At 67.7% G+C, this 24,880-nt stretch carries 21 protein-coding genes; 5 read left to right on the forward strand and 16 right to left on the reverse strand.

The features are described from left to right. Positions 1–326: 326 nt before the first annotated feature. Positions 327–887 (reverse strand): lipocalin family protein, encoded by a 561-nt coding sequence (locus tag J7495_RS16705; RefSeq protein WP_294057933.1) that lies wholly within the window; start codon positions 885–887, stop codon positions 327–329. A gap of 342 nt (positions 888–1,229) precedes the next feature. Continuing rightward, positions 1,230–2,033 carry a PAS domain-containing protein gene (locus tag J7495_RS16710; RefSeq protein WP_294057934.1) on the reverse strand — a complete coding sequence of 268 codons (804 nt, stop codon included), beginning with the start codon at positions 2,031–2,033 and terminating at the stop codon, positions 1,230–1,232. Between the two features lie 216 nt (positions 2,034–2,249). Between J7495_RS16710 and J7495_RS16715 the strand changes: the two genes are divergently transcribed. The 5 genes from J7495_RS16715 to J7495_RS16735 all read left to right on the forward strand — a co-directional run bounded on the left by J7495_RS16715 (position 2,250) and on the right by J7495_RS16735 (position 9,623). Then, positions 2,250–3,173, forward strand: coding sequence for a pyridoxal-phosphate dependent enzyme (locus J7495_RS16715; RefSeq protein WP_294057936.1), 924 nt, complete (start codon positions 2,250–2,252; stop codon positions 3,171–3,173). Between the two features lie 54 nt (positions 3,174–3,227). Beyond that, positions 3,228–3,632, forward strand: a complete 405-nt coding sequence (locus J7495_RS16720) for a RidA family protein (protein ID WP_294057937.1) — start codon at positions 3,228–3,230, stop codon at positions 3,630–3,632. 60 nt (positions 3,633–3,692) lie between these two features. After that, on the forward strand, positions 3,693–5,543 hold the full coding sequence (locus J7495_RS16725; RefSeq protein WP_294057938.1) for a tannase/feruloyl esterase family alpha/beta hydrolase: 1,851 nt from the start codon (positions 3,693–3,695) through the stop codon (positions 5,541–5,543). 292 nt (positions 5,544–5,835) lie between these two features. Further along, complete coding sequence (locus J7495_RS16730; RefSeq protein ID WP_294057939.1) at positions 5,836–8,211, forward strand: TonB-dependent receptor; 2,376 nt, start codon at positions 5,836–5,838, stop codon at positions 8,209–8,211. Positions 8,212–8,252: 41 nt separating this feature from the next. Continuing rightward, positions 8,253–9,623, forward strand: a complete 1,371-nt coding sequence (locus J7495_RS16735) for an amidohydrolase family protein (protein ID WP_294057940.1) — start codon at positions 8,253–8,255, stop codon at positions 9,621–9,623. A gap of 31 nt (positions 9,624–9,654) precedes the next feature. On the opposite strand, the gene J7495_RS16740 is transcribed toward J7495_RS16735, so the two are convergent. From J7495_RS16740 to J7495_RS16805, 14 genes are all read right to left on the reverse strand, one after another. Continuing rightward, positions 9,655–10,350 carry a tetratricopeptide repeat protein gene (locus tag J7495_RS16740; protein WP_294057941.1) on the reverse strand — a complete coding sequence of 232 codons (696 nt, stop codon included), beginning with the start codon at positions 10,348–10,350 and terminating at the stop codon, positions 9,655–9,657. 70 nt (positions 10,351–10,420) lie between these two features. Next, the gene (gene dinB / locus J7495_RS16745; RefSeq protein WP_294057942.1) at positions 10,421–11,569 is read right to left on the reverse strand and encodes a DNA polymerase IV; all 1,149 of its coding nucleotides are present in this window, start codon (positions 11,567–11,569) and stop codon (positions 10,421–10,423) included. Positions 11,570–11,871: 302 nt separating this feature from the next. Continuing rightward, positions 11,872–12,735: an amidohydrolase family protein gene (locus J7495_RS16750; RefSeq protein ID WP_294057943.1), complete on the reverse strand. Its 864-nt coding sequence runs from the start codon at positions 12,733–12,735 to the stop codon at positions 11,872–11,874. Positions 12,736–12,746: 11 nt separating this feature from the next. After that, on the reverse strand, positions 12,747–14,855 hold the full coding sequence (locus J7495_RS16755; RefSeq protein WP_294057944.1) for an acetate--CoA ligase family protein: 2,109 nt from the start codon (positions 14,853–14,855) through the stop codon (positions 12,747–12,749). Positions 14,856–15,032: 177 nt separating this feature from the next. Next, positions 15,033–15,878, reverse strand: a complete 846-nt coding sequence (locus tag J7495_RS16760; RefSeq protein ID WP_294057945.1) for a p-hydroxycinnamoyl CoA hydratase/lyase — start codon at positions 15,876–15,878, stop codon at positions 15,033–15,035. Between the two features lie 23 nt (positions 15,879–15,901). After that, on the reverse strand, positions 15,902–17,320 hold the full coding sequence (locus tag J7495_RS16765) for an aldehyde dehydrogenase (protein ID WP_294057946.1): 1,419 nt from the start codon (positions 17,318–17,320) through the stop codon (positions 15,902–15,904). Positions 17,321–17,379: 59 nt separating this feature from the next. Further along, on the reverse strand, positions 17,380–18,387 hold the full coding sequence (locus J7495_RS16770; RefSeq protein WP_294057948.1) for an aldo/keto reductase: 1,008 nt from the start codon (positions 18,385–18,387) through the stop codon (positions 17,380–17,382). After that, positions 18,384–19,553: a 4-hydroxybenzoate 3-monooxygenase gene (gene pobA / locus J7495_RS16775; protein WP_294057949.1), complete on the reverse strand. Its 1,170-nt coding sequence runs from the start codon at positions 19,551–19,553 to the stop codon at positions 18,384–18,386. Before pobA ends, J7495_RS16770 begins: the two co-directional genes overlap by 4 nt. Positions 19,554–19,575: 22 nt before the next feature. Continuing rightward, the gene (locus tag J7495_RS16780; protein ID WP_294057950.1) at positions 19,576–20,517 is read right to left on the reverse strand and encodes a Gfo/Idh/MocA family oxidoreductase; all 942 of its coding nucleotides are present in this window, start codon (positions 20,515–20,517) and stop codon (positions 19,576–19,578) included. 132 nt (positions 20,518–20,649) lie between these two features. Beyond that, on the reverse strand, positions 20,650–21,489 hold the full coding sequence (locus J7495_RS16785) for a class III extradiol dioxygenase subunit beta (protein ID WP_294057952.1): 840 nt from the start codon (positions 21,487–21,489) through the stop codon (positions 20,650–20,652). Continuing rightward, the gene (gene ligA / locus J7495_RS16790; RefSeq protein ID WP_294057954.1) at positions 21,489–21,902 is read right to left on the reverse strand and encodes a protocatechuate 4,5-dioxygenase subunit alpha; all 414 of its coding nucleotides are present in this window, start codon (positions 21,900–21,902) and stop codon (positions 21,489–21,491) included. The genes J7495_RS16785 and ligA overlap by 1 nt, the downstream gene beginning before the upstream one ends. Further along, positions 21,899–22,930: an aromatic ring-hydroxylating dioxygenase subunit alpha gene (locus J7495_RS16795; RefSeq protein WP_294057955.1), complete on the reverse strand. Its 1,032-nt coding sequence runs from the start codon at positions 22,928–22,930 to the stop codon at positions 21,899–21,901. Before J7495_RS16795 ends, ligA begins: the two co-directional genes overlap by 4 nt. Positions 22,931–22,958: 28 nt before the next feature. After that, the gene (locus J7495_RS16800; RefSeq protein ID WP_294057956.1) at positions 22,959–23,984 is read right to left on the reverse strand and encodes an amidohydrolase family protein; all 1,026 of its coding nucleotides are present in this window, start codon (positions 23,982–23,984) and stop codon (positions 22,959–22,961) included. Continuing rightward, positions 23,981–24,862 (reverse strand): NAD(P)-dependent oxidoreductase, encoded by an 882-nt coding sequence (locus J7495_RS16805; protein ID WP_294057957.1) that lies wholly within the window; start codon positions 24,860–24,862, stop codon positions 23,981–23,983. Before J7495_RS16805 ends, J7495_RS16800 begins: the two co-directional genes overlap by 4 nt. Positions 24,863–24,880: the final 18 nt, after the last annotated feature.

Raw genomic sequence — 24,880 nt, forward strand, 5'->3', positions numbered from 1 at the left:
CACGCTCGACAGGAGCAGGTTCCCGCTCCCCGCATCGACGTACACGCTCTCCCCGCCGCGGCCCGCCACCGCGCTCCCCAGCAACCCCCCAGACCCAAGCACCGACCCCGAGCCCCCGCCAAGCCCAGCACTCTTGCCCGTGATGATCGCTACCATCTCTTCCCCGCCCCCCTGACGCCGCCCTCGGCGCGTGATCAGGAAAGATCGGCGGGATCTGGCCGTTGTTTAGCGCGGGGCGAAACTTTCCGCCCTTGCCCGAGGGGCGTGCGTCGGAGAAAGCGCCAGGCCCGCTTCGTCACCGGCATCGCCGGCATCGATCGCGCATCCTAACCCTGGCTCGTGATCCTGAGTGCCCAGCGATCATAGCCGAGCGCTTCGACCCGTTCGAGAAGCGCTTGGGTCACCGCGGCCGCCGGCTGCGCGTCGCGGCTCAGCAACCAGAGATAGCGCCCGCTCGGTTCGCCGACGATCGACCAGTCGTAATCCTCGCCACGATCCAGGATCCAATAATCGCCGGTGTAGAGTGGGCCGAAGAAGGAGACCTTCAGCTTTGCGCCGGTCGCCTCGTCGGCGACGACGGCATGTCCCTGGGCAGCGACGCTTTCGCCCGTCTGGCGGCGGCGGCCCTTGTTGACGATGCGGATACGGCCGCTGGGCTCGAGCGAATAGTCCGCGGTCACGGCGTCGAGGCCCTTCTGGAACCGGTTCTCGTGCCGTGCGAGTTCGAACCAGGTGCCGAGATAGCGCGCGAGATCGACCGGCTTGGCGGGCTCGGGCACCCGGCGATTGATAACCGGCGGTCGCGACGTCCGCGAATAGAGGAAGAGGCCGCCGAGGGCCGCGGCGGCGACGCCGGTGGCGATCGTAATCGCAGTCGATTGCTTCATGCCACCATCTTGCGACGCGGCAGGCCGGAATGACAGCATTTCCTTGTGCGTGTCCCTCCGTACACGTTCCCTTGTACGACAATAATGCCATGCTCATGCCACCAACTCGCTCCGTGATCGGGATGCGACGGAGGCGCCCATGGCCGGGGCTCGGGGAAGGGGAGCGATCCGGCGAAGGCCGGGGATTCGTTCGATCGGAATCGATCTTCAGCGAAATGGCGGCGTGCGCCGGCGCGGATGCGCGGCGAACGATCGAGGCGAAGCGCCGCGCCGGCACGAAGGGGTGACGGGGCCGGCCACTGCCCGTCGCCGGTCAACCCCGCATCATTTCCAAGCGGATTCTCAGTCCTTGGCGTGGCGCGCGCCCAGCTCGTCCAGATAATTGTAGATCGTGAACTTCGTCGTCCCCAGCCGCTTCGCGACGCGTTCGACCGCGCCCCGGATCAGGAAGAGCCCGCGCTTCTGCATCCGGTCGACCGAGGACAGCTTCTCCGCCTTCGTCATTCGCGCCGTCGGCACGTCCTTGGGCTCGAGCGAGGTCTCGATGATGTCGACGATCAGTTCCTCGATGTTCTGCGAACGCGTCTCGGGCTGGAGCATGCTGGAGGAGGCGGGCATCAGCAGATCGGTGATGTCCTTGAGGATGCGCTCCCTGGTGCCCAGGTCCGAGTTGAGGCAGAAGGCCGCGATCGGTCCCTCGCCGTCATAGGCGACCACCGAGGACGACATCAGCGCGGCCCCTTCGCGGCTTTTCGATTCATAGCTGTCGAACACCAGGATCTGATGGTCGGACCCGCTGGGCCTGGCACTCACGATATCGAGCAGCGCCTTGTCGCCCGAAGGACCTGCGAGGACCGACTGGCCGATCCGCCGGCCGCTGACATGGCCGTTGAAGATCGACACGATCGAGGCTTCGGGATGGCGGAGGTCGTGGATGACGATCTCGGTCTGGCTGTCGACGATGGTCGAGACGGCTTCCGAGAGTTTCTTCATCAGCTCGAGGACGATCCCGTCCGAAACCTGCGTTCCGGCGGCGGTGTCGGAAGCGGGAGCCTTCGCCTTGGCGACGGGGCGGTCGCGCCGGACCGGGTTCTTCGATTCCCGGGCCGTTCCCACGCGCGGCGATTCGGTCGTCGTCGATGCCATAATTCTTCCCATATCCCCTGTTCCACTGCGTGCCGGAGTGGATGGCTGCGTCGCCGCCTCCCGACAGCGCCTCGCGAGAGAAGCCTCTTCCCAGCGCGGCGTCGCTAGCTAGCCAATGGCGTGGACCAATGGCCAGAAAATTCGGAGAAACATTCGAAATTTTGCTATATTTATTTTCCTGTTGAATTGATCAACAATATGTTGAATCAATGCGCCATGCTGCACGTGAACACACCGTTGCTCGAGGCGGACCGGTCCTACGCACGGGCAGGGGTTCCGCTCCTGCTCAAGATGGATGCGCTCCAGCCTTCTGGCAGCTTCAAGCTGCGGGGCGTCGGCCATGCCTGCGCGAAGGCGCGCGAGGCCGGCGCGGCCAGCATCGTCTGTCCCTCGGGCGGGAATGCCGGATTCTCCGCTGCCTATGCGGCGCGCAAGCTCGGGCTGCCGGCGATCATCGTCGTGCCGGAGACTACGTCGGCGGAAGTCCGCGACACCATCGCGCTGGTCGGCGCCGAAGTGATTGTCGCGGGCTCGGCGTTCGACGAGGCGCATGAGCACGCACGCGCGCTGGCCGACGCCGCCGGCGCGGCGCTGATCCATCCGTTCGACGATCCCTTGCTGTGGACAGGGCATGCGACGCTGATCGACGAGATCGTCGCAGCGGGCGAGCGTTTCGACGTCGTCGTGGCCAGCGTGGGCGGCGGCGGGCTGCTCGCCGGCATCGTCGAGGGATTGCGCCGCAACGGGCTGGGGGACGTGCCCGTGATCGCCGTCGAGACCGAGGGCGCGGCGAGCCTGCACCGCAGCATCGCCGAGAAGCGGCTGGTGACGCTGCCTGCCATCACCTCGATCGCCACGTCGCTGGGGGCCAAGCGCGTCGCGCCCCATGCGCTGGCGCTCGTCGACGAGCATCCGATCGTCAGCGTCACCGTCAGCGACGCCGAGGCGGTCGCCGCCTGCCTCAAGTTCGCCGATAGGTTCCGCGTCCTGGTCGAGCCGGCATGCGGGGCGGCGCTCGCCGTTGCCGACGTCCATGCCGGCCTGCTGGGGGCCTATCGCCGGCCGCTGATCGAAGTCTGCGGCGGAGTGGGCGCGTCGATCGGGAAGCTGACCGCGTGGCGCGACGCACTGTCGCCCTGACCCGCGGTGCCGGGCCGAACATCCTGTCGGATCACATGAGGGAATCGCTCCAAGATGGTGGACTTTTCGACGATCCCGCTGACGCCCGCGCGGCGCAGCGACAATCTGGTTCATATCTCCGGGCAGCTCGGCTTCGTCGGCCCCGGGCGCCTCATCGAGGGGGGGATTGCCGCGCAGACCCGGCAGACGCTCGAGAATATCCGCACGATCCTGCGCAAGGCGGGCGGCGATCTCGGCGACGTGGTGAAGACCACGGTATGGCTGACCGACAAATCGAATTTCTCGCCGTTCAACGAGGCCTATGCCGCCGTGTTCGACGGTTGCGAGCTACCGGCGCGCTCGACCGTGGTGACCGGGTTGCTGATCGATGGCGCGCTCGTCGAGATCGAGGCGCTCGCGCACCTGCCTCTCGCCGCCCCCCCGTCTCTGCCGGCCGGGAGCGACGATCCCGCCGCCTGACCCGATGTGCCTCCGTGGCCGGACGGACTTCGGCCGATGGTCTCAAGCGAGGATGTCCCCATGCGTAACTTCGTGCTGATCGGCCTTCCCGCCACGGCTGTCGCCGGTGCCGCGGTCATGGCGATGACGGGAACGCCGGCGATCTCCAGGGGCGGCCAGGGGGAGCGACTGGTCGTCGCCAACCTCGAGACGCTCTGCACGCCCGCGAGGATCGGCGAGGCACTGGGCGGCATGACTCCCAAGGTCGCGGTCCAGGAGATATCCGACGGGCCGAAGCTGCCGGGCGGCGCCAAATTCACGGCCGCCACCGCGCAGACGCCCGCCTATTGCCAGGTCACCGGCAGCTTCGTGACCAACGACGAGACGGGCAAGACCGCCAATTTCCTCGCGACGCTGCCGGCTGATTGGAACGGCAAATACCTGCAACTGGGCTGCGCGAACAATTGCGGCGAGATCCGTTTCATCAACAATCCGGCCGAGCCCGGCGTCACCCTGACCAGCCAGGGCTATCCCTTCGAGGCGATCGTCAAGGGCTATGCGATCTTCTCCACCGACGAAGGACACGCCGGCACGAGCTGGGGCAGCTGGGCGCTGAAGCCGTCGGGCCAGATCGACGACGATGCGATCGAGGATTTCTACGTCCGCGCCAGCCGCACGCTGGCGGTGATGGGCAAGCGCTTCACCGTGCAATTCTACCAGCTGGCGAGCGGAACCGCGCAGACGATCGCGCGCGCCTATTTCAGCGGCTGTTCGGGCGGCGGCCGCGACGCCTTCGTCGCGGCTTCGACCTATCCCGAGGAATTCGACGGCATCATCGCCGGCTCGCCCTATGCCAACCCGATGGCCGCCGCCTATCAGGCCGGCGGCGTGGCCTTCGCCCAGATCCGATCCGACGCCGCCGACCTGCCGGTCTCGCTGGTCAACCAGATCGATCCGATCGTGAAGGCGAAATGCGACGCGCTGGACGGCGTCCGCGACGGGCTCATCCAGAACCCGGCTGCCTGCAATTTCCGGCCCGAGCGCGATCTTCCGCGCTGCGACGGCAAGCGCGCGCGCACCCAATGTTTCAGCAGCGCGCAGATCGAGACGATCAGCACGTTGATGACCGCGGTGACCGACGAGGACGGCAAGGTCGTGCAGACCGGTTTCGGCGTGGGCGATCTCCACGCGGCTTTCAGGCTGCCCAGCCGCCCGCAGGACCTGGCCGCGCGCGATCCCTGGCCGACCGATGCGCGCCAGGACGGGCTGTTCGGAGTCGCCAACGGCAATCTCAGGATTCTCGCGCACCGGGGCGATCCGGACTTCGCCCTCCGCTCGCTCTTCGCCTTCCGCGCGGGCGGCGCGGGGGCAGTCACCGGCTATCGGGTCGTTGTCCCGAAGGCCGATGTCGCCATGGCCATGGCGGCGGCACGGCCCGGCATCGGCGACGTGCCCGAGAACGCCGACCGGCTGATCTCGCTGGATCGCAAGTTCCTGATCTGGCAGAATCTGGGAGACACTGTCCTGTCCCCCTTCGGCTCGATCAATTACTACAAGCGGCTCGCCGCGCGGCACGGCGGCTATGCGAAGCTGCAGGGCAACGTCCGGCTGTTCGCGCTGCCGGGCACCGATCATTGCAGCAAGGCCGGGCCCGGGCCCAACAATTTCGATGCGCTCGATGCGATGGAGCATTGGGTGGAGAAAGGCGAGGCGCCCGATGCCATCGTCGCGAGCCTGTACGATCCCGACAATTTCCAGTGGCGAGCCGGCACGCCGCCGCTGCGCACCATGCCCTTGTGCAAGTTCCCGACCATGGCGCGATACCACGGCCGCGGCGACATCAACGACGCGGCGAACTGGAGCTGTCCCGCGGGCGATCGGCGCATGCTGAAGGTCGGGGAGAGCGGCCGTCAGGCTGGCGTAGTCGAGTAGCGCGGGCCTGGCGGGAGAACGAGGCCCGCGCGGCTCGGGCAATAACCGCCGCTGCAAACCGGTCACGCCAAGGCACCGATGGCCACGCAACGAAATTAATTTGACACAAATTTTTAGCTAGCATACATTTTGTGTAGTTCTTCAATTTTTAGTTGAATCGACTCGAGGGCGGCGAGGATCTCGTTCGGATCCCGCGCCGCCCGAAAGCGGCGAGAGCCCGTTCGGATCGCACCGATTTGGAATGAAATAGAACCATAGACGACATCATATCAGAGATCGGGGGAGTAGTTCGATGAATATGCGCCATCGCAAGCATGCGATCCTCACGGGATCGACCGTCACCGCGATAATGATGCTCTTCGCTTTTCCTGCTTTCGCCCAGGAAAATACGTCCAACGATACTGACTCGGGGAACGACATCGTCGTCACGGCGCTGAAACGATCCACCAACATCCAGGAAACGCCGCTGGCGATCACGGCGGTGACGGGCGAGACGCTTGCCGACATGGGGATCACCGACAGTGCGCAGCTGTCGCGCGTCGCGCCGGGGCTGGTGTTTCGCGAGAACCCCAACGGCGGCGCCCGCGCAATCATCCGCAACGTACAGTCGGCCGGCGAGTCCACGGTCGGCGTCTATTATGACGAGACGCCGCTCGACGGATCGGTGGGCACCACCAACGATGCCGGCGGCGCGGCCCCCGAGGTCCGCCTGTTCGACGTCCAGCGTGTCGAGGCGCTGCGCGGGCCGCAGGGCACGCTCTACGGCGCCGGCTCGATGGCGGGCACGCTGCGGCTGATCTTCAACAAGCCCGCGCTCGACGATTACGAGGGCGCCGCGGCGCTCCAGGGCAACAGCATCGCTGGCGGCGAGCTCGGCTACGAGGCGCAGGGCATGGCCAATGTCCCGATCGTCAAGGGCGTGCTGGCCGTGCGGATCGTCGGCTTCTACCGCCAGCGCGGCGGCTGGCTGGAAAACAGCAAGCTGGGGCTCGAGGACTTCAACGACGGCACCAGCAAGGGCGGCCGCATCATGGTCCGCTTCCAGCCGACCGGCAATCTGACGCTGGACGGGCTCGCGACGATCCAGCGCACGCGCGGCTACAACAGCAACTGGTATTTCCCCTCCTATGCCGCAGGCGGCAAGCCCTATGACGCGAGCTATGCCTCGCTGCAGCCGGTCAAGGACGACCTCGACCTCTACAGCCTCACCGCCAAATGGGACGTCGGCTTCGCGACCGTGACGGGCGTGACGTCCTATATGGAGCGCGATCTCAAATTCAATTTCGACACCTCGGCCTTCTTCGCCAATTCCGCCGCCGCGGCGACGACGACCTCGGCCGGCTGCAAGGCCTATAACGCCACCGGCGGCGCCAATTGCACGCCCTCGCAGGTGGTCCTGTACCAGCAATATGCGCTCGGCATGTCGCCTTCGACGGCGTATCAGCCGCAGCTCACCAAGAGCTGGAGCGACGAGCTGCGGATCTCGGGCAACGGTTCGGGGCCGCTCAACTGGACGCTCGGCTTCTTCCACTCGGAGCGGAAGACCGACATCCTGTCGCAGGTCAATGCGGTCGATCCGGCCACGGGCCTGATGATCACGCCGACGCGGATCGCGCCGGTGACCGTGGGCGGCACGACCTATCCCGCCACCGTCTTCGTGAACCGCGGCGTGCAGGACAATCTCCGCCAGATCGCACTCTTTGCCGAGGCGAGCTACGACATCACCAGCCGGCTCGGCGTCACTGCCGGCGTGCGCTATTTCGATTACCACAAGCGCGTCGACACGGTCACGACGCTGGCCAACTATGTCGTGGGGGCGGTGCCGGTCCCGCCCGCCAGCGCCGCCGCGTCCGAGCATGGCGCCGTGTTCAAGTTCAACGCCAACTACAAGCTGACCAGCGACGTCCTCCTCTACGCCAACGCGGCGCAGGGCTTCCGCCCCGGCGGCGTGAACCAGATCATCGGGCTGCCCGACGCGCTGGTGCCGTACAAGTCCGACAGCCTCTGGAGCTACGAGATCGGCGCCAAGACCTCCTGGTTCGACCGGGCGCTCACGCTCAATGCCGACATCTTCCAGATCGATTGGAGCGACATGCAGGTGGCTGCGCAGACGCCCGCGCCGGCGGTGTTCAGCTTCATCACCAACGCGGGCAAGGTCCGGGTCCAGGGCGCCGAAGTGGAAGTTGGCGCGCGGCCGGTTCAGGGGCTGACGCTCCAGCTCTCCGGCTCGTACATCCTCGCGAAGCTGCGCGGGAACCAGGTCGCGCCGAACGGCATCATCGTCAGCGGTGCCGGGCTGAAAGGCGATTATGTGCCCTTCACCCCCAAGTTCAGCGGGCAGGCCTCGGTCGAATATCGCTATCCCGCCGCCGGCTCGATCCAGCCGTTCTTCCGCGCGGACCTGGCCTATGCCGGCGAATCCTGGACGCAGTTCCGCCGGACCAATGCCGCGCAGCAGCAGCTCCCCGACTATACGACGGTCGGCGTGCGGCTGGGCATCGACAAGGCCGACGACACATGGTCGTTGAGCCTGTTCGCCAACAACCTGTTCAACACGGTGGGCATCGTCAACAAGTCGACCTCCGCGCTCTACGGCAGCGTCGCGGCGGTCCGCGCCGTGTCGGTCCTGCCGCGCACGGTCGGCATCGACCTCCGGATGAAATTCTGACGCGGGCCGGCGCGGCGACGATCGCAACGAGGGACGAGACCATGATCAGACCGGCCATTTTCGGGATCGCCATCGCCGCTGTGCTCGGCTTGTCGCCGTGCGTCGCGAAGGCACAGGACCAGCCGTCCGGCGACTATCTGGCCGAGCTCAAGGTCGCGGCGCCCGATCGCTGGACGATCATCCATGCCGGCACGCTGATGGTCGATCCGGACAAGCCGCTGCAGCACGACGTCTCGATCGTCGTCCACAACGACCGGATCGACTCCGTCCGCGCAGGGAAGGTCGCCCCCGGGGCGCTCGCCGGAGTGCCGGCCGACAAGGCGGCCTATGTCGAGCTGGGCGACCGGTTCGTCATGGCCGGGATGATCGACGCGCACACCCATCTGGCCTTGACCCCGTCGCTGCTGAAGGCCGCGCAGAACGCCCGGATCAAGCTTCTCGGCGGGGCCACGACGGTGCGCGACGCGGGCAGCGTTCCCTCGGCGATCTTTCCGCTGAAGGAACTGATCGACAACGGCCTGGCCGTCGGGCCGCGGATCCTCGCCTCGGGCGCGCCGCTCTCGACCACCGGCGGGCACGGCGACATGCGCAACGGCAATTTCGCCGCGACGCTGAACGATCCCGATCCATGGGGCGGCGTGTGCGACGGCGTCGAGACCTGCCAGCACGTCGCCCGTCGCCAGATCGCGCTGGGCGCGGACAACATCAAGATCATGGCGACGGCCGGCGTGCTGGACGATTCAGACACGGGTCTCGACCAGCAATTCACCACCGATGAGCTGACCGCGATCGTCAAGACGGCGCATCTCATGAAGCGCAAGGTGCTGGCGCATGCGATCGGCAGGACCGGCATCGCCGCGGCTGTCACCGCGGGCGTCGATTCGATCGAGCATGGCAGCTTCATCGACGAGGAGACGGTGGCGATGATGAAGAAGCAGGGCACCTTCCTGGTCCCCGCGCTGCTGACCCCCGCAGTGGTGCTCGACCAGGTGCGGCATCCGAAACCGGGCGGCACGAGATGGAGCGACAATTCCGCGCGCAAGATCGAGCGACTGCCCGATGCCGACCCCGCCACCCAGGGCCGGCAGGTGCGGATGGCGCTGCGCTATGGCGTCAAGGTTGGGGCGGGCACCGACCTGCTCAATCCGATCGGCGAGGAACTCGTCATGCTCGTCCGCAAGGGTGGCATGTCGCCGCTCCAGGCGCTGAAGGCCGCGACGACCGACAATGCGCTGCTGCTCGGGATCGAGGACCAGGTGGGGACGGTCGAAGCCGGCAAGTCCGCCGATCTCGTCGCCTTCGACGGTAACCCGGTCGAGCGGATCGAAGACACGCTCCGGATCACCTTCATTATGGCACGAGGATCGCAGATCTCCGATCTGGGGTCTGTCGCCTATCCGGGCGCGAACTGACGAGGGCGCCTCGCGGTACGAGGCCCGAGCGTCAGAATATCCCCTCGAGCTCGGACCAGGGCGAGCCGCACAGCCAGCTGCGTGCCTTTTCGCGGAACGCCGGCGTTGCGGTAGTCGCGCAGCGCTCGAGCCAGGGCCGCGCTTCGTCGGCCCGGCCGGTCTCGAGCAGCAACCGGGCGTGGTTGAACTGGCCGCGGAAGTCGCCGCCCTGCGCCGCCAGCAGATAGCATTCGGCGGCCCGGGCCAGGTCGCGCTCGATCACGTCGCCATCCTCGTGGAAGCTGCCGACATAGTTGAACGATTTCGCGTGCCCCCTGGCGGCCGCCTTCCGGAACCAGGCCAATGCCGCCTTCCTGTCCCGGGCGAGGCCCGCGCCCAAGGCCAGCGCGGCTGCATAATTATACATGCCCCAGTCGAGCCCGCGTTCGGCGGCGACGCGGAAACACTCGGCGGCGCGGACCTTGTCCACCGACACGCCCCAGCCGAGATCGTAGCAGCGCCCGACCATGTTGAGCGCCATCAGATGGCCCTGCGCCGCCGCACGATTGAACCAGGCGAAGCCCTCGCGTTCGCGGCCCCGGTCGAGCAGCATCTGGCCATAGACCGCCGGCGCTTCGGCAAGGCCGGCCTCGGCGCCTTCGCGCACCAGCGCCTCGCGCGCCTCCGCCGAGCCGGAAAGCCGGGCGGCGATCGCGTCCGCCGAAAGCTGGCCGATGGTGTTGCTCACGGTGTCAGCGACGTTCTTGGATCATGCGCATTCGGCCGGGCGCTATCGCGCGTGGCGATGCATGTCAACGTTATTGCGAGCGACTCGCATCTTCCGAATCCGAAGCCTGGAACGGCGCCGAGCGGGTCTCGCCGGGAGATCGAGCGGAGAACAGCGGCAGTGTCGTCGTTTCCACAGGCGTCGCTTCGAAGCTCGAGACCGTCACGCCGACCAGCCGGATGCCGTGATCGGTGGGTAGCACCAGCCGGACTAGGTCACGGCTGGTGTCGCGAAGCTGCGACCGGCTGGCGACGATGGTCGGGAAGCTGCGGCTGCGCGTGACGATCCGGAAGTCGGCATATTTGATCTTTACCGTGACGGTCCGGCCGAAGGCGCCGGCCTTCTCGCACCATGCCCAGACCTCGTCCGCCATGCGCTCCACGCCGGCCTCGATCTCGGGCGGATCGGTCAGGTCGCGGCTGAAGGTCGTCTCCGAGCCCGAGGACTTGCGCTCGCGCGACGGATTGACCGGGCGGTCGTCCTCGCCGCGCGCGATGCCATGGTACCAGTCGGCCGCGCTTCCGAAATGCTCGCGCAGGAAAGCGATCGACTTGGCGCGGAGGTCGGCTCCGGTCTCGATTCCGAGGCGCTTCATCTTCGCCGCCGTAACCGGGCCGACGCCGTGGAAACGCTCGACCGGCAGTGTCTCGACCCAGGCCGCGCCCATCTCGGGCGTGACGGCGAATTGGCCGTTGGGCTTGCGCTGGTCCGAGGCGAGCTTGGCGAGGAACTTGTTGTAGGAGATGCCGGCGGAGGCCGTGAGCCCCGTCTCGGCGAAGATGCGCGCACGGATCGCCTTGGCGGTCGCCCAGGCGGTGGGAAGCGCCTGGCGGTTGTCCGTCACGTCGAGATAGGCCTCGTCGAGCGAGAGCGGCTGGATGAGGTCGGTGAACTCGGCGAAGATCGCGTGGATCTGGCTCGAGACCGCCCGGTAGACGTCGAAGCGCGGCGTGACGAAGATCAGGTCGGGGCAGCGCCGCAGCGCGGTGACCGAGGGCAGCGCCGAGCGTACGCCGAACGCGCGCGCCTCATAGCTGGCCGCGGCGACGACGCCCCGCGCGGCGGCATAGCCGACCGCCACGGGCTTGCCCCGGAGCGCGGGATCGTCGCGCTGCTCGACCGACGCATAGAAGGCGTCCATGTCGATATGGATGATCTTCCGGGTCACGCCGCACGGCATATCGCGGCGGGAACGGATTGGGAACGGGTGAGCGGCCGGCGGCCCTCGACGTCGCCCGCCATCACGCAGCGCAGCTCGGCGACCGGATCGTCGGCGGGCGGTGTGGAATGTCGAGCCAGCGCCCCGTCCGCTTGCAATGTAGGATTTCGGCTGGTTGGCTGGCGCAGCCGGAGATTCCGGCCGCTCTTTGAACTTCGAAAGGAGATCGACCCCGGATTTTCGGCGACGGGTTGTGACTCTTGTGACTCTTGGGGTTCCCGAAAGCGTCGCAGGCCGCCCGACTCGGACGGTCGTGCGACGCCTCAGCCGAACAGGAGTTTCGCCGCATTGCCCTTGAGGATCGGCTCGTGCAGCTCGGGCTTGAACCCGGCCTGGTCGAAGGCGGCGATCCATTTGTCGGGCGGGATCAGCGGGAAGTCCGATCCGAACAGGAATTTGTGGCCGAGCTGGCCGTTGGCGTACTTCACGATCTGCGGCGGGAAATATTTCGGGCTCCAGCCGCTGAGGTCGATGAAGACATTGGGCTTGTGCAGCGCCATCGACAGCGCTTCGTCGGTCCAGGGCCAGCTCGGATGCGCGAGGACGATGCGGATGTTGGGGAAGTCGACCGCGACGTCGTCGACGAGGATCGGCTGGCCGTATTTCAGCCGGATGCCGCCGCCGCCCTTCATGCCGGTGCCCATGCCCGAATGGCCGGTGTGGAAGATCGCCGGCAGGCCGTAGTGATCGATCACTTCGTAGAGCGGCCAGGCCATGCGGTCGCCCGGATCGAAGTTCTGGAGCGGCGGATGGAATTTGAACCCGCGGACGCCGTAATCTTCGATCAGCCGCCGCGCTTCGAGTGCGCCCGCCTTGCCCTTGTGCGGGTCGATCGACGCGAAGGCGAGCATGATGTCGCTGTTCTCGGCGGCGGCTTCGGCGATCTCCTCATTGGCGATGCGCTTGATGCCGGTGCCCGCCTCCATGTCGACGGTGAACATCACGAAGCCGATGTTGCGCTCGCGGTAATAGGCGATCGTCTCGGGGATCGAGGGGCGCTTGGCGTCGGCGCCGAAATAGATGTTCGCCGCCGCCTCGAACTCGGCCTGGATCGGGTCGAGCGGCTGGCGGCAGCTGTGCTCGGCATGGACGTGGACGTCGAGCGCTACGAGCTTGTCGAGGTCCATGGGGCTTGCTCCTAGTCGGCGAGGATCAGCGCATCGAGCGCGACGGCGCCCTGGCCACTAGGATGCACCACCACCGGGTTGAGGTCGATCTCGCGGATCGCCGGGGTGCCGAGCAGCAGCCGGCCGAGCGTCGCGACCAGCCTGGCCACCGCGTCGACGTCGAGCGCAGGGGAGCCGCGGAAGCCGTCGAGCAGCGCGCCGCTCTTGAGCTTGCGCAGCTCGGCGACGATCGCGTCATGGGGCAGGTCGGGCGCAAGCAGGCGGACGTCGTGGAGCAGTTCGGCCTGGACCCCGCCGAAGCCCGCGAGGATCACCGGCCCCCACTCCGGATCGCTGCGCGCGCCGACGATCAGCTCGATCCCGCGCGCGCCCATCGCCTCGACCAGCGCACCGTCGAGCGCGAGCGCCGCGTCATAGGCAGCGACATTGGCGAACAGCCGCTCCCAGCCCGCGGCGAGCGCGGCGTCGTCGGCGAGGTTGAGGATCACCCCGCCCGCATCGCTCTTGTGGCTGAGCGCCGCCGCCTGCGCCTTGAGCGCGACCGGATAGCCGACGCGCGCCGCGACCGCGCGCGCCTCGTCGAGCGTCGCCGCGAAGCCGCCGGCGGGGAAGGGGATGCCGAGCGGCGCGAGCAGTTGCTTCGCGCGATATTCGGGGATGGTGCCCGAGGGCAGCGCGATCGCCACCGGCTCGGCATCGCTCGCGCTCAGGTCGCGCCGGGCGAGGCGCGAGAGCTGGGCGAGCGCGCGGAAGGCGCGGTCGGGCGAGGGAAACCAGGGCACCCCGAGCGCGCGGAGCTGACGGATATAGTCGGGGTTGAACTGGGCGCCGTCGTCGAGGCCCGCGAACAGGATCGGCTTCTCGGGCGCCAGCGCGCGGATCGCGTCGATGATCGGCAGGAACTTGCGCGCGGCGGTGGTCTCGTCGGTCTGGATGATGCCGAGCACGACCGCGCCGAAGCGCTCGTCGGCGAGCAAAGGCTCGAGCGTGCGGCGGTAGAGATCGGGATCGACCAGCGCTTGCGCGGTCAGGTCCATCGGGTTGCTGACCGGGATGAAATCGGGGATCGCCGCGCGCATCCGCGCCTCGGTCTCGCCGCCGAGCATGGGGAGGTCGAGGCCGAGCCGCTCGCACAGGTCGAGGGTCAGCGCCTTGAACGCGCCGCTCTCGGTGAGCACGGCTGTGCCGCCCGCGCCGACGGTCCGGGCGCGCAAGGCGATGTCGGTGACGTCGCCGAGCTCCTCGAGCCCGTTGACGAGCACCACGCCGGCGCGCTCGACCTTGGCCCGCATCAGGGCGTAATCGCCCGCCATCGCGCCGGTGTGCGTCGCGGCGGACTCGCGCGCGGCGCTCGAGGTGCCGGGGTGGAGCAGCACGATCGTCTTGCCCGCTGCGCGTGCCTCGGCCGCGAGCGTGAGGAAGCGCGCTGGCTTGCGGAACTGCTCGACGATCATTGCGATCACGCGCGTGCTGGGGTCGCCGATGAGGTGCTCGACATAGTCCTCGACGCCGCTCGCGGCTTCGTTGCCGGTCGAGACCGAGAGCGAGATCGGCAGCCCCTTGGCCATCAGCGTGGTGCCGAGCACGACAGCCATCGCGCCCGATTGCGAGACGATGCCCACGCCTTCGCTCGCGATCGGGTGCGGCGGGGTCTCGACGAAGGTGAGGGGGACGCCCGCCACGAAATTGGTCATGCCGAGGCAGTTCGGCCCTTCGATCACCATGCCCGTTTCGTCGGCGATCCGCGCGAGTTCGCGCTGCGCGGCCAGGCCCTCCTCGCCACCCTCGGCGAAGCCCGCCGCGAAGATCACCGCCGCGCCGACGCCGCGCTCGGCCAGCTCGCGCACCGCGCCGAGCACCGCCGGGCCGGGGATGGCGAGCACTGCGGCGTCGACGCCCTCGGGCAGCTCGGCGATCGACTTGAAGCACGGGCGCTCGCCGATCGCGTCGCGCTTGGGGTTGATCAGGTGGATGTCGCCCTTGAAGCCGTGGCGGTCGAGATTGGCGAGCACCGAATTGCCCAGCGCGCCGGGGGTGGGTGAAGCGCCGACGATCGCCACCGAGCGCGGGGTGAGCAGGCGGGCGAGGTCGCGGGGCTTGGTGAGGGCGGTGGCGGTCATCGAGTAGTTCCTGAAGCGGAATGCGTTTGGCTGAAACCATCGCCGTCATCCCGGCGAGAGCCGGGACCCAGGGCCACGGGCGACGTCCTGGTTGGCCCTGGATCCCGGCTTTCGCCGGGATGACGAATCAGAATGGAATCATCTCTTCGCCGCCCTCGCGGGAGGGCCTTGGGCACATCACGCCTTCTGCTTCTTCTGCTTCGACGTATCGTAAGCCCCAAGCCCCGGCTTGTAGCTCTTCTCGTCGATGAACTGGCGGATGCCCTCCTTGCGGCCTTCGTTGTCGAAGCTGTTCGCGGCTTCCTGCGCGCGGACGAGATAGTCCTCGGCATCGTCGTAGCTCATCGTCGAGACGCGGCGGATCGCGTCCTTGGTCGCCTTGAGCGCCACCGGGTTCTTCTTGAGCAGCTCCTTCGCCACCGCGGTCACGCGCGCCTCGAGCTCGGTGAGCGGCAGCGCTTCGTTGACCAGCCCCCATTCGGCGGCGGTCCTGCCGTCGATGTTCTCGCCCATCATCGCGTGGTACATCGCCTTGCGGAAGGGCATCAGCTCCACCGCCACCTTGGTCGCGCCGCCGCCGGGGAGGATGCCCCAGTTGATCTCGCTGAGCCCGAACTTGGCTTCCTCAGCGGCGAAAGCGAGATCGCAGGCGAACAGCGGGCCATAGCCGCCGCCGAAGCACCATCCATTGACCATCGCAATCGTCGGCTTCTGGTACCAGCGCAGCCGCCGCCACCAGCCGTAGCTCTCGCGCTGCGCCTTGCGGGTGGAGCCGAGCCCATGCGCCTCCGTCTCACGGAAATATTCCTTGAGGTCCATGCCCGCGGTCCAGGCCGGGCCCTCGCCGGCGAGCACCAGCACGCCGACATCGTCGCGGAACTCGAGTTCGTCGAGCACTTCCATCATGTCGCGGTTGAGCGTCGGGCTCATCGCGTTGCGCTTGTCGGGGCGATTGAACTTCACCCAGGCGATGCGATCGACGACTTCATAGGCGACGACGCCGTTGGAACTGGTGTTGGTCATTTCATTCCTAACTTGACTGAAGATCAGATCGGGTAGTGCCCCGGCAGCGTCTCGATCGTGATCCAGCGCAGCTCGGTGAAGGCTTCGATCCCCGCCTTGCCGCCGAAACGGCCGTAGCCCGAGGCCTTGGTGCCGCCGAATGGCATCTGCGCCTCGTCGTGCACCGTGGGTCCGTTGACGTGACAGATGCCCGACTTGATCTGGCGAGCGACACGCAGGCCCCGCGCAGTGTCGCGCGTGAACACCGCGGCGGAAAGGCCGTATTCGGTGTCGTTGGCGAGCGCGATCGCCTCGGCCTCGTCGCGGGCTCGGGTGATGCCGACGACGGGGCCGAAGCTCTCGTCGCGGAACAGCTTCATCGTGGGGGTCACCTTGTCGATCACATGTGCGGGCATCAGTACCCCGTCCGCTTCGCCGCCGACCAACGTCTCGGCGCCCTGGGCCAGCGCATCCTCGATCAGCGCGCGGACGGTGCCGACGGTCTTGCGGTCGACCACCGCGCCGAGCGGGGTCGCGCCTTCGCGGGGATCGCCGACGGGCATGCCGCTCACCTTCTCCCTGAAGCGTCGCGCGAATTCGTCGGCGACGTTCTCGACCACGATGATCCGCTCGGTCGACATGCAGATCTGGCCCTGGTTCATGAACGCGCCGAACGCCGCGGCCTTCACCGCTTCGTCGAGATCGGCGTCGTCGAGCACGATCAGCGGCGCCTTGCCGCCCAGTTCGAGCAGCACCGGCTTGAGATGCTCCGCGGCGCGCCGCGCGATGATCTTGCCGACATGCGTCGAGCCGGTGAAGTTGATCCGCCGCACCGCGGGATGGTCGATCAGCGCGCCAACGATCTCGGCCGCGTCCTGGGGCGCGTTGGTGACGAGCTGGACCGCCCCTTCGGGCAGCCCCGCCACCTGGAACGCCTCGACGATCAGCGCGTGGGTGCGCGGGCATTGTTCGCTCGCCTTGAGCACCACGGTGTTGCCGCATGCGAGCGGCATCGCGATCGCGCGGACGCCGAGGATGATCGGCGCATTCCACGGCGCGATGCCGAGCATCACGCCCACCGGCTCGCGCAGCGCCATCGCGATGCAGCCTGGCTTGTCCGAGGGGATGACTTCGCCGCCGATCTGGGTGGTCATGCTCGCGGCTTCGCGGACGATGCCGGCGGCGAGCATCAGGTTGAACCCGGCCCAGCCCTTGGTCGCGCCGATCTCGCCCATCATCGCTTCGATGAATTGCGGCGCGCGGGCTTCGAGCTCGGTCGCCGCCTTCATCAGCGCGGCCCGGCGGGCGTTGGGTCCGAGCGCCGACCAGGCGGGGAAGGCGGCCTCGGCGGCCTCGCAGGCGGCATTGGCATCGGCGATGGTGGCGGCGGGCGAGGTGCTCGCGACATTGCCGGTGACCGGATCGAGCCGATCGAACGTCCGCTCGGAAATCAGGGTTGCCATTCGTCCCTCTCCTTTAATTGTTATGTGCTATAGCATAACAATTGGAGTGCGCAAGAGGGTCAGGCGAGGTCCTCGTCGGCAAAGGTCTCGGTGGTGACCTGCGCCTGCGCCGAGGCGGGGTAGCGCCCGCCGCGAACCGCGCCGGGAGCGAAGATGCACTCGACTTCGGCGAGGGCGTCCGCGGGCAGCGCGATGCTCGCCGCAGCGATGTTCTGCTCGAGATGCTCGATCCGAGTCGTGCCGGGGATCGGCACGACGTGGGGCGCGCGGGCGAGTAGCCAAGCGAGCGAGAGCTGGGCAGGCGCGATACCCAGGCGCGCGGCGAGCGTTTCGAAATCAGCTACTGCCTGGAGGTTGTGGCGGAGGTTGTCACCCGTGAAGCGCGGCATGCCGAGGCGGATGTCGCCCGGTACATAGCCGTCGTCGCGCGCACCGCCTGCGAGCATTCCCCTCGCGACGGGCGAGAAGGCGACGAAGCCGATGCCCAGCTCGGCGCAGGCAGCGAGCACGGCGATCTCGGGGTTGCGGACGACGGGTGAATATTCGGTCTGTACCGCGGCGATCGGGTGGACGGCGTGCGCGCGGCGGACCATCTCGGCGGACATTTCCGAAAGCCCGATCGCGCCGATCTTGCCCGCTTCCCTCGCGCGGACCAGCGCGCCGACCGACTCCTCGATCGGCACTGCCGGGTCGGGGCGGTGGAGGTACATCAACTCGATATGGTCGGTCTCGAGCCGCTCGAGCGAAGCCTCGACCGAACGGGTGATCGCTTCCGGCGAGCCGTCGAGGATGCGCTTGCCATCGCGAATCGCGAGCACGCATTTGCTCGCCAGCGTGAACTCGGCGCGGCGATGCCCTACTGCACTCGCCAGCAGCCGCTCGTTGCCGCCGCCGCCGTAGAGCGCGGCGGTGTCGAGCATCGTCACGCCCAGGTCGAGCGCATGGTTGAGCAGCCGCGCGCCGTCCTCGGGCGAGGGCGGCACGCCATAGGCATGGCTGAGGTTCATGCACCCCAGCGAAATGGCGGAAACGGCGAACGGACCGATCCGGCGCTCGGGCAGGTTCAAAGCGGCAATCCCACGTAATTCTCGGCGATCGCCCGCTGCATTGCCTCGGATGAGGCGACATAGTCCAGCTCCGCCATCTGCATGCGATGCTCGAAGCTGCCGTCCTCGGGAAAGCGGTGCATCAGCTTGGTGAGGTACCAGCTGAACCGCTCGGCCTTCCAGATCCGCGCCAGCGCCTTGGCCTCATAGCCGTCGAGAGCGCTTTCATCGCCGGCCGAGAAAAAGGCGATGAGCGCCTGGGCGAGATAGGCGACGTCCGAGGCGGCGAGGTTGAGCCCCTTGGCGCCGGTCGGCGGCACGATATGGGCTGCGTCGCCGGCGAGGAACAGCCGGCCGTGGCGCATCGTCTCGAACACATAGGAGCGCAGCGGCGCGATCGACATCTCGAGCGCCGGCCCGCGCGTCACGCCGAACTCGGAGATCGGATCGAAGCGTGCCGCCAGCTCGTCCCACAGGCGCGCTTCGGGCCAGTCCTCGACGGTCTCGGTGAGCGGCACCTGGATGTAATAGCGGCTGCGCGTCTTCGAGCGCATCGAGGCAAGCGCGAAGCCGCGCGCGCCGTTCGAATAGATCAGTTCGGGATGGCAGGGCGGCACGTCGGCGAGGATGCCGAGCCAGCCGAACGGATATTCGCGCTCGAACTCGCGGACGCGCGCCGCCGGGATCGTCTTGCGGGAGGGGCCGTGGAAGCCGTCGCAGCCGGCGATGAAGTCCGCGTCGAGGCGCTGTTCGACGCCGCCCTGCGTGTAGGTGAGGTAGGGCGCATCGCTCTCCAGGTCGTGGAGCGCGACGTCCTTGGCCTCATAGACGATGTCGAGCCCGCGGCCGGGGGCGGCCTCCATCAGGTCGCGCGTCACTTCGGTCTGGCCGTAGACGACGACATGCTTGCCGGTGAGCCGGGTGATCTCGATGCGGATCAGCCGTTCGCCGTCGGCAAGGTTGAAGCCTTCCTCCCGCAAGCCCTGGGCCCTGAGCCCGGCATCGATGCCGAGCTGCGTCATTAGATCGGTGGTGACGGTCTCGAGCACGCCCGCGCGGATGCGGCCGAGGACATAGTCGGCCGATTGCCGCTCGACGATCACGCAGCCTATCCCCGCGGCGCGCAGGAGGTGGCCGAGCAGCAGGCCCGAGGGACCGCTGCCGATGATCGCGACCTGGGTCTTCACGATATCCTCCGCTTCGGATGCCTCACTGCACAAACTGCCTTTCGAGCGCGTCGAGCACGCGGTAGCAGGGCATGACCTGCGCGACGCTCGCATTGGGCTCGCGGCCTTCGCGGATCGCCGCGACAAATTCGCGGTCCTGCAGCTCGATGCCGTTCGACGACACCGCGACGCCCGAGAGATCGACCGGCTCTTCCTTGCCGGTGACGAGATCGTCGTAGCGCGCGATCCAGGTGCCGTTGTCGCAGATGTAGCGGAAGAAGGTGCCGAGCGGCCCGTCGTTGTTGAAGCTGAGCGACAGCGTGCAGATCGCGCCGCTCTCGCTCTTGAGCTGGATCGACATGTCCATCGCGATGCCGAGCTCGGGGTGGATCGGCCCCTCGATCGCATTGGCCTGGACGATCGCGCCGGCCTGATAGGCGAACAGGTCCACCGTGTGCGCGGCATGGTGCCAGAGGAGGTGATCGGTCCACGACCGCGGCTCGCCCTTGGCGTTCATGTTCCTGCGGCGGAAGAAATAGGTCTGGACGTCCATCTGCTGGACCGCGAGGTCGCCGGCGATGATCTTGTCGTGGATGAACTGGTGGCTCGGGTTGAACCGCCGCGTGTGCCCGACCATCGCGACGAGGCCGGTCTCCTGGCTCTTCGCGAGCACCGCCTCGCCGTCGGCCAGGCTGTCGCAGAGCGGGATCTCGACCTGGACATGCTTGCCCGCGTCCATGCACTGGATCGCCTGCGCGGCGTGCATCTGGGTCGGCGTAGCGAGGATCACCGCATCGAGGCCCGGCTGCTCTAGCGCCTCGGCGAGCTCGGTGCAGGCGTGCGGGATGCCGTATTTGGCCGCCACCGCCTGGGTCGGCTCGAGCCGGCGACCGACCACCGAAATGACCTCCACCCCGTCGATCTGCCTGCAGGCGTCGAGGTGCTTCTCTCCAAAGGCGCCGGCACCGGCGAGGGCGATCTTCATCCTTGCTTCCTTCTCTGGCCCCTCCCCTTCAGGGGAGGGGTTGGGGTTGGGCATGTCCACGGGCAGGTCGGTCTCGGTGAGACCCACAGGCCCCACCCCAACCCCTCCCCTGAAGGGGAGGGGCTTAGAAGTTCACATCGGCTCCAGCACGATATGCCCCACGGCGGTGTTGCTCGCGGGGACATGATAATGGCGGTGAAGGCAGCGCGTGGTTCGCCCGAGCGCACCGCGCATGATCAGCCACATCACCATCTCGATCCCCTCCGAACCGGTCTCGCGGAGATATTCGATGTGGGGGATGTGGCGAAGCGCGTCCGACGAGCCGACCAGCCCGTCGAGGAAGCGATTGTCCCACTCGCGGTTGATCAGCCCGGCGCGGGGCCCCTGGAGCTGGTGGCTCATGCCGCCCGTCCCCCAGACCTGGACGTTCAAGTCGTCAGGGAAGCTCTCGACCGCCTTGCGGATGGCTTCGCCCAGCGCCCAGCAGCGATTGCCCGAGGGCGGGGGGTAGGTGACGACGTTGACCGCGAGCGGGATCACCTTGCAGGGCCAGGCCTGCGGCTGCCCGAACATCAGCGACAGGGGCACGGTGAGGCCGTGGTCGACGTCCATCTCGTTGATGATCGTCATGTCGAACTCGTCGAGGATCAGGCTCTGGGCGATATGCCAGGCGAGGTCGGGATGCCCCTCGACCACCGGCACCTTGCGCGGCCCCCAGCCTTCGTCAGCGGGCTTGTACGCCTCGCCGCATCCGATCGCGAAGGTCGGGATGATCTTCATGTCGAAGGCGGAGGCATGGTCGTTGTAGACCAGGATCACGACATCGGGCTTCTGAGCCGCCTCCCATTCGCGCGTCCAGTCGTAGCCGGCGAGCACCGGCTCCCAATAGGGCTCGGCACGCTTGTCGAAGTCGATCGCCACGCCGAGCGCCGGGATGTGGCTCGACGCTACGCCTGCGGTGATGCGGGCCACTAACGCTGCTCCTTCTTCGAGCGCAGGCCCTCGGGCGAGCGGCCGCCGGCGATCATCATCGCGGAATAATCCTCCAGGCTCATGCCAGACATGGTGCTGACCGCCTGGAGGAAGCTCTGCCCGTCGGTCGAGAAGACCTTCGACAGGAAGTAGATGTTGCCGCCCAGTTCGAGCATCCGGTTGTAGTCGCGTGCGAGCACCGCCGCCTTCTGCTCGGGGGTGAGCTTCCAGCCGTCGAGATAAGCGGCCTCGTCGGCCTTCCAGCGCTCGCGGTTCTCGGGCTTCATCAGGCTCATCGCGAACTGGTTGAGGTGATAGCCCTGCCGAGCTCGCGCCGCGGTGAACACGCGCGTGCCGGGGATGTCGTCGAACTCGGCGAGATAGGCGTGGATGTCCCTGGGCCCCTCGGTCATGCCACGGGCTCCTGCGCGCGGATCAACCGCGTGATGATCTGGCGCGCGCGCACGCCGCCTTGGTCGATGCTGTAGGCGTTGAGCTTCAGGCCCGGATTGGCGAGGATCGCGCGCTGCTGTGCCTCGAGGATCTCCTTGTCCTCGGCGAAGACGCCGCCCTGCTGCTGCTTGAAGCGCGCGGTGAACCCCGTGTCCGCGACGTCGAAGCTGCGCGCCATCCCCCAGAAATAGTGCATGCTCGTCTCGGTCTCGGGAGTCATGCAGTCGATCACCATGCCGCGCACGCCCTGGTCGTGCCGCTCGAGCGTGGCGCCGGCGCCCACCGGCGCCACGCCGACGTCGATCATCACCGCCGAGGGCGGCACGAACTCGCAGACCTGCCAGCGGTCGACCGGGCCGTCCTGCTTCAAGGCGCCGCGCCAGAAGGGCGGGGCATCGATCCCCGGCATCCACCGCGCGACATAGGCGCGGTCGCCCTCGACGCGCGCTTCGATCGGCGCCTCCATCAGCTCGGGCTGGCCGATCGAGCCGGCGTGGACGTGGGTCTCGTGCGTGAGGTCCATGAGGTTGTCGATCATCAGCCGATAGTCCGCGGCGACATGATAATAGCCGCCGTCGAAGGTCCAGCCCTCGGCCGAGCAAGGCCATAGGTCGGGGATCAGCGCAGGGTCGGCGCTGGCCTTGTCGCCCACCCAGACCCAGACGAAACGATGCCGCTCGGCGACGGCGAAGGTCTCCGCGCAGATGCGCCTGTTCACCGCTTCGGCCTTGAGCGGCATCTCCTCGGCGACGCCGTCCGGGCCGAGCTTGAGCCCATGGTATTTGCAGCGGATCGAATCGCCCTCACGCAGCCCCATCGAGAGCGGCAGCATCCGGTGCGGGCAGGCATCGCGCATCGCCACGACGCTGCGGTCGAGCTTGCGGTATAGCATCATCGGGACGCCGCAGATCGTGCGGGCGAGCGGCGCGCGGTCAACCTCGGAATCCCAGGCGGCGACGTACCAGGCGTTGGGGACCCAGCTCGTCATGTTCTTGCTCCGGGGAGATCGCGGGCGTTCACAGGCCGCGCGCCTTGAGCTGGGCGTCGAGTCGAGGGAAGACGCGCCGGGCATTGGCCTCGAAGATCGCGTGGCGCGCCGCGTCGCCGATCTCGAGCGCGTCGACGTAGCGCTTGGTGTCGTCGAAATAATGGCCCGTCGTCGGATCGATCCCGCGCACCGCGCCGACCATCTCGCTGCCGAACAGGATGTTCCTGGTCTCGATCACGTCCGCCAGCAGATCGATGCCGGGCTGGTGGTAGACGCAGGTGTCGAAGAAGACATTGTTCATCAGGTGCGTGTCGAGCGCGGGCTTCTTGAGCATGTCGGCCAGTCCCCGATAACGGCCCCAATGATAGGGCACTGCGCCGCCGCCGTGCGGGATGATGAAGCGCAGGGTCGGGAAGTCAGCGAACAGGTCGCCTTCGAGCAGCTGCATGAAGGCGATCGTGTCCGCGGCGATGTAATAGCCGCCGGTCGCGTGCATCGCCGGGTTGCAGCTGCCCGAGACGTGGATCATCGCCGGCACGTCGAGTTCGACCATCTTCTCGTAGAAGGGATACCAGTAGCGATCGGTGAGCGGCGGATGGGTGAAGTGGCCGCCGCCGGGATCGGGGTTCAGGTTGCAGCCGATGAAGCCGAGCCTGGTCACGCAGCGCTCGAGCTCGGCGATCGAGGCGGCCATGTCCGCCTTGGGGCTCTGCGGGAGCATGCAGACGCCGGCGAAGGTCTCGGGAAACAGCCCGACCACCCGCGCGATCAGGTCGTTGCAGCGGCGCGCCCATTCCTTGGCCACGGCTTCGTCGCCGACGTGGGGGGCCATGGCCGAGGCGCGGGGACTGAAGATCGTCAGGTCGGCGCCGCGCTCCTGGATCAGGCGGAGCTGGTTGGCTTCGATCGTCTCGCGGATCTCGTCGTCGGAGATGTCGGGATAGGGCGGGGCAGGCTCGCCGGCCTTGAACGCCGCCTTCTGCGTCTCGCGCCACGTGTCGTGCGCCTTGGGGAGCACGGTGTAATGGCCGTGGCAATCGATGATCAGGCTCATGCGGCCCTCTCCTGCTTGAGGCGCGCGAGCATCGCGAGCTTGGCGTCGAGGCTCCCCGGTGGCGAGAGCAGGCCCAGCTCGCCCAGGTCGCGCTGGCGCTGGACGGTGCCGCGCGACATCGCGCTGCCGGTGCCGAGCCCGTCGAGCGTGCGGACGACCTCCTCCATCTCGGCGGCGCGGCGCAGGCCGTGGACCAGCATGCGATCGAGGTTGTAATTCGCGCGCTCGTTCCAAGGGCGCGGCTTCTCGCTCGCGTCGAGCGAGGCGAGCACGTCGCCGCGAACCCCTGCGGCCTCGGCGGCGAGCAGGCATTCGGCGGTGAGCGCCTCCAGCCCCTTGACCATCACCGATCTTATCATCTTGACCGCCGACGCCGCGCCGACCGGCCCCTCGACGCGGCGGACGCGCGTGAAGCCGATCGTACCGAGCAGCGCGATCGCTTCGAGCGCATGCGGCCCGCTGACGAGCAGGGGAACCTCACGTCGCGCCGGGTTGACCGGCGCCATCACCGCGACGTCGGCATAGCGGCCGCCGGCAGCTTCGATCGCCGCGGCGGCGGCGCGCTTGGTCTCGGGGGAGACGCTGTTCATGTCGAGCCAGAGCGCGCGTCTGGAGAGGTGCGGCGCGCAATCGCGGGCGGCGGGAAGGGCTTGGTCGGCAGTGACCAGCGAGAGCACGCCCGCCGCGCCTTGGACCGCCTCTGCCGCGCTTTCCATGCCGGCGACGTCATGATCGCGATAGGCGGCAAGCATTGTGTCACGCTCGCGGGGGCTCGCGGTCTTCAGGTCATAGGCCGTGAAGCGAATGTCGGACGCGCGCTCCGTCGCGAAGGCGCGGCCGGCCTCGCCGAATCCGATGATCGCTACCTGGCTCTCCATGGATGATCGACTGGAGCG

Source organism: Sphingomonas sp., assembly GCF_017745215.1.
Classification (GTDB): domain Bacteria; phylum Pseudomonadota; class Alphaproteobacteria; order Sphingomonadales; family Sphingomonadaceae; genus Sphingomonas.

Coding starts and splice junctions, on each gene's coding strand:
- J7495_RS16705 (WP_294057933.1), bottom strand. CDS start 887: ATGAAGCAATCGACTGCGATTACGATCGCCACCGGCGTCGCCGCCGCG.
- J7495_RS16710 (WP_294057934.1), bottom strand. CDS start 2,033: ATGGCATCGACGACGACCGAATCGCCGCGCGTGGGAACGGCCCGGGAA.
- J7495_RS16715 (WP_294057936.1), top strand. CDS start 2,250: ATGCTGCACGTGAACACACCGTTGCTCGAGGCGGACCGGTCCTACGCA.
- J7495_RS16720 (WP_294057937.1), top strand. CDS start 3,228: ATGGTGGACTTTTCGACGATCCCGCTGACGCCCGCGCGGCGCAGCGAC.
- J7495_RS16725 (WP_294057938.1), top strand. CDS start 3,693: ATGCGTAACTTCGTGCTGATCGGCCTTCCCGCCACGGCTGTCGCCGGT.
- J7495_RS16730 (WP_294057939.1), top strand. CDS start 5,836: ATGAATATGCGCCATCGCAAGCATGCGATCCTCACGGGATCGACCGTC.
- J7495_RS16735 (WP_294057940.1), top strand. CDS start 8,253: ATGATCAGACCGGCCATTTTCGGGATCGCCATCGCCGCTGTGCTCGGC.
- dinB (WP_294057942.1), bottom strand. CDS start 11,569: ATGCCGTGCGGCGTGACCCGGAAGATCATCCATATCGACATGGACGCC.
- J7495_RS16750 (WP_294057943.1), bottom strand. CDS start 12,735: ATGGACCTCGACAAGCTCGTAGCGCTCGACGTCCACGTCCATGCCGAG.
- J7495_RS16755 (WP_294057944.1), bottom strand. CDS start 14,855: ATGACCGCCACCGCCCTCACCAAGCCCCGCGACCTCGCCCGCCTGCTC.
- J7495_RS16760 (WP_294057945.1), bottom strand. CDS start 15,878: ATGACCAACACCAGTTCCAACGGCGTCGTCGCCTATGAAGTCGTCGAT.
- J7495_RS16765 (WP_294057946.1), bottom strand. CDS start 17,320: ATGGCAACCCTGATTTCCGAGCGGACGTTCGATCGGCTCGATCCGGTC.
- J7495_RS16780 (WP_294057950.1), bottom strand. CDS start 20,517: ATGAAGATCGCCCTCGCCGGTGCCGGCGCCTTTGGAGAGAAGCACCTC.
- ligA (WP_294057954.1), bottom strand. CDS start 21,902: ATGACCGAGGGGCCCAGGGACATCCACGCCTATCTCGCCGAGTTCGAC.
- J7495_RS16795 (WP_294057955.1), bottom strand. CDS start 22,930: ATGACGAGCTGGGTCCCCAACGCCTGGTACGTCGCCGCCTGGGATTCC.
- J7495_RS16800 (WP_294057956.1), bottom strand. CDS start 23,984: ATGAGCCTGATCATCGATTGCCACGGCCATTACACCGTGCTCCCCAAG.
- J7495_RS16805 (WP_294057957.1), bottom strand. CDS start 24,862: ATGGAGAGCCAGGTAGCGATCATCGGATTCGGCGAGGCCGGCCGCGCC.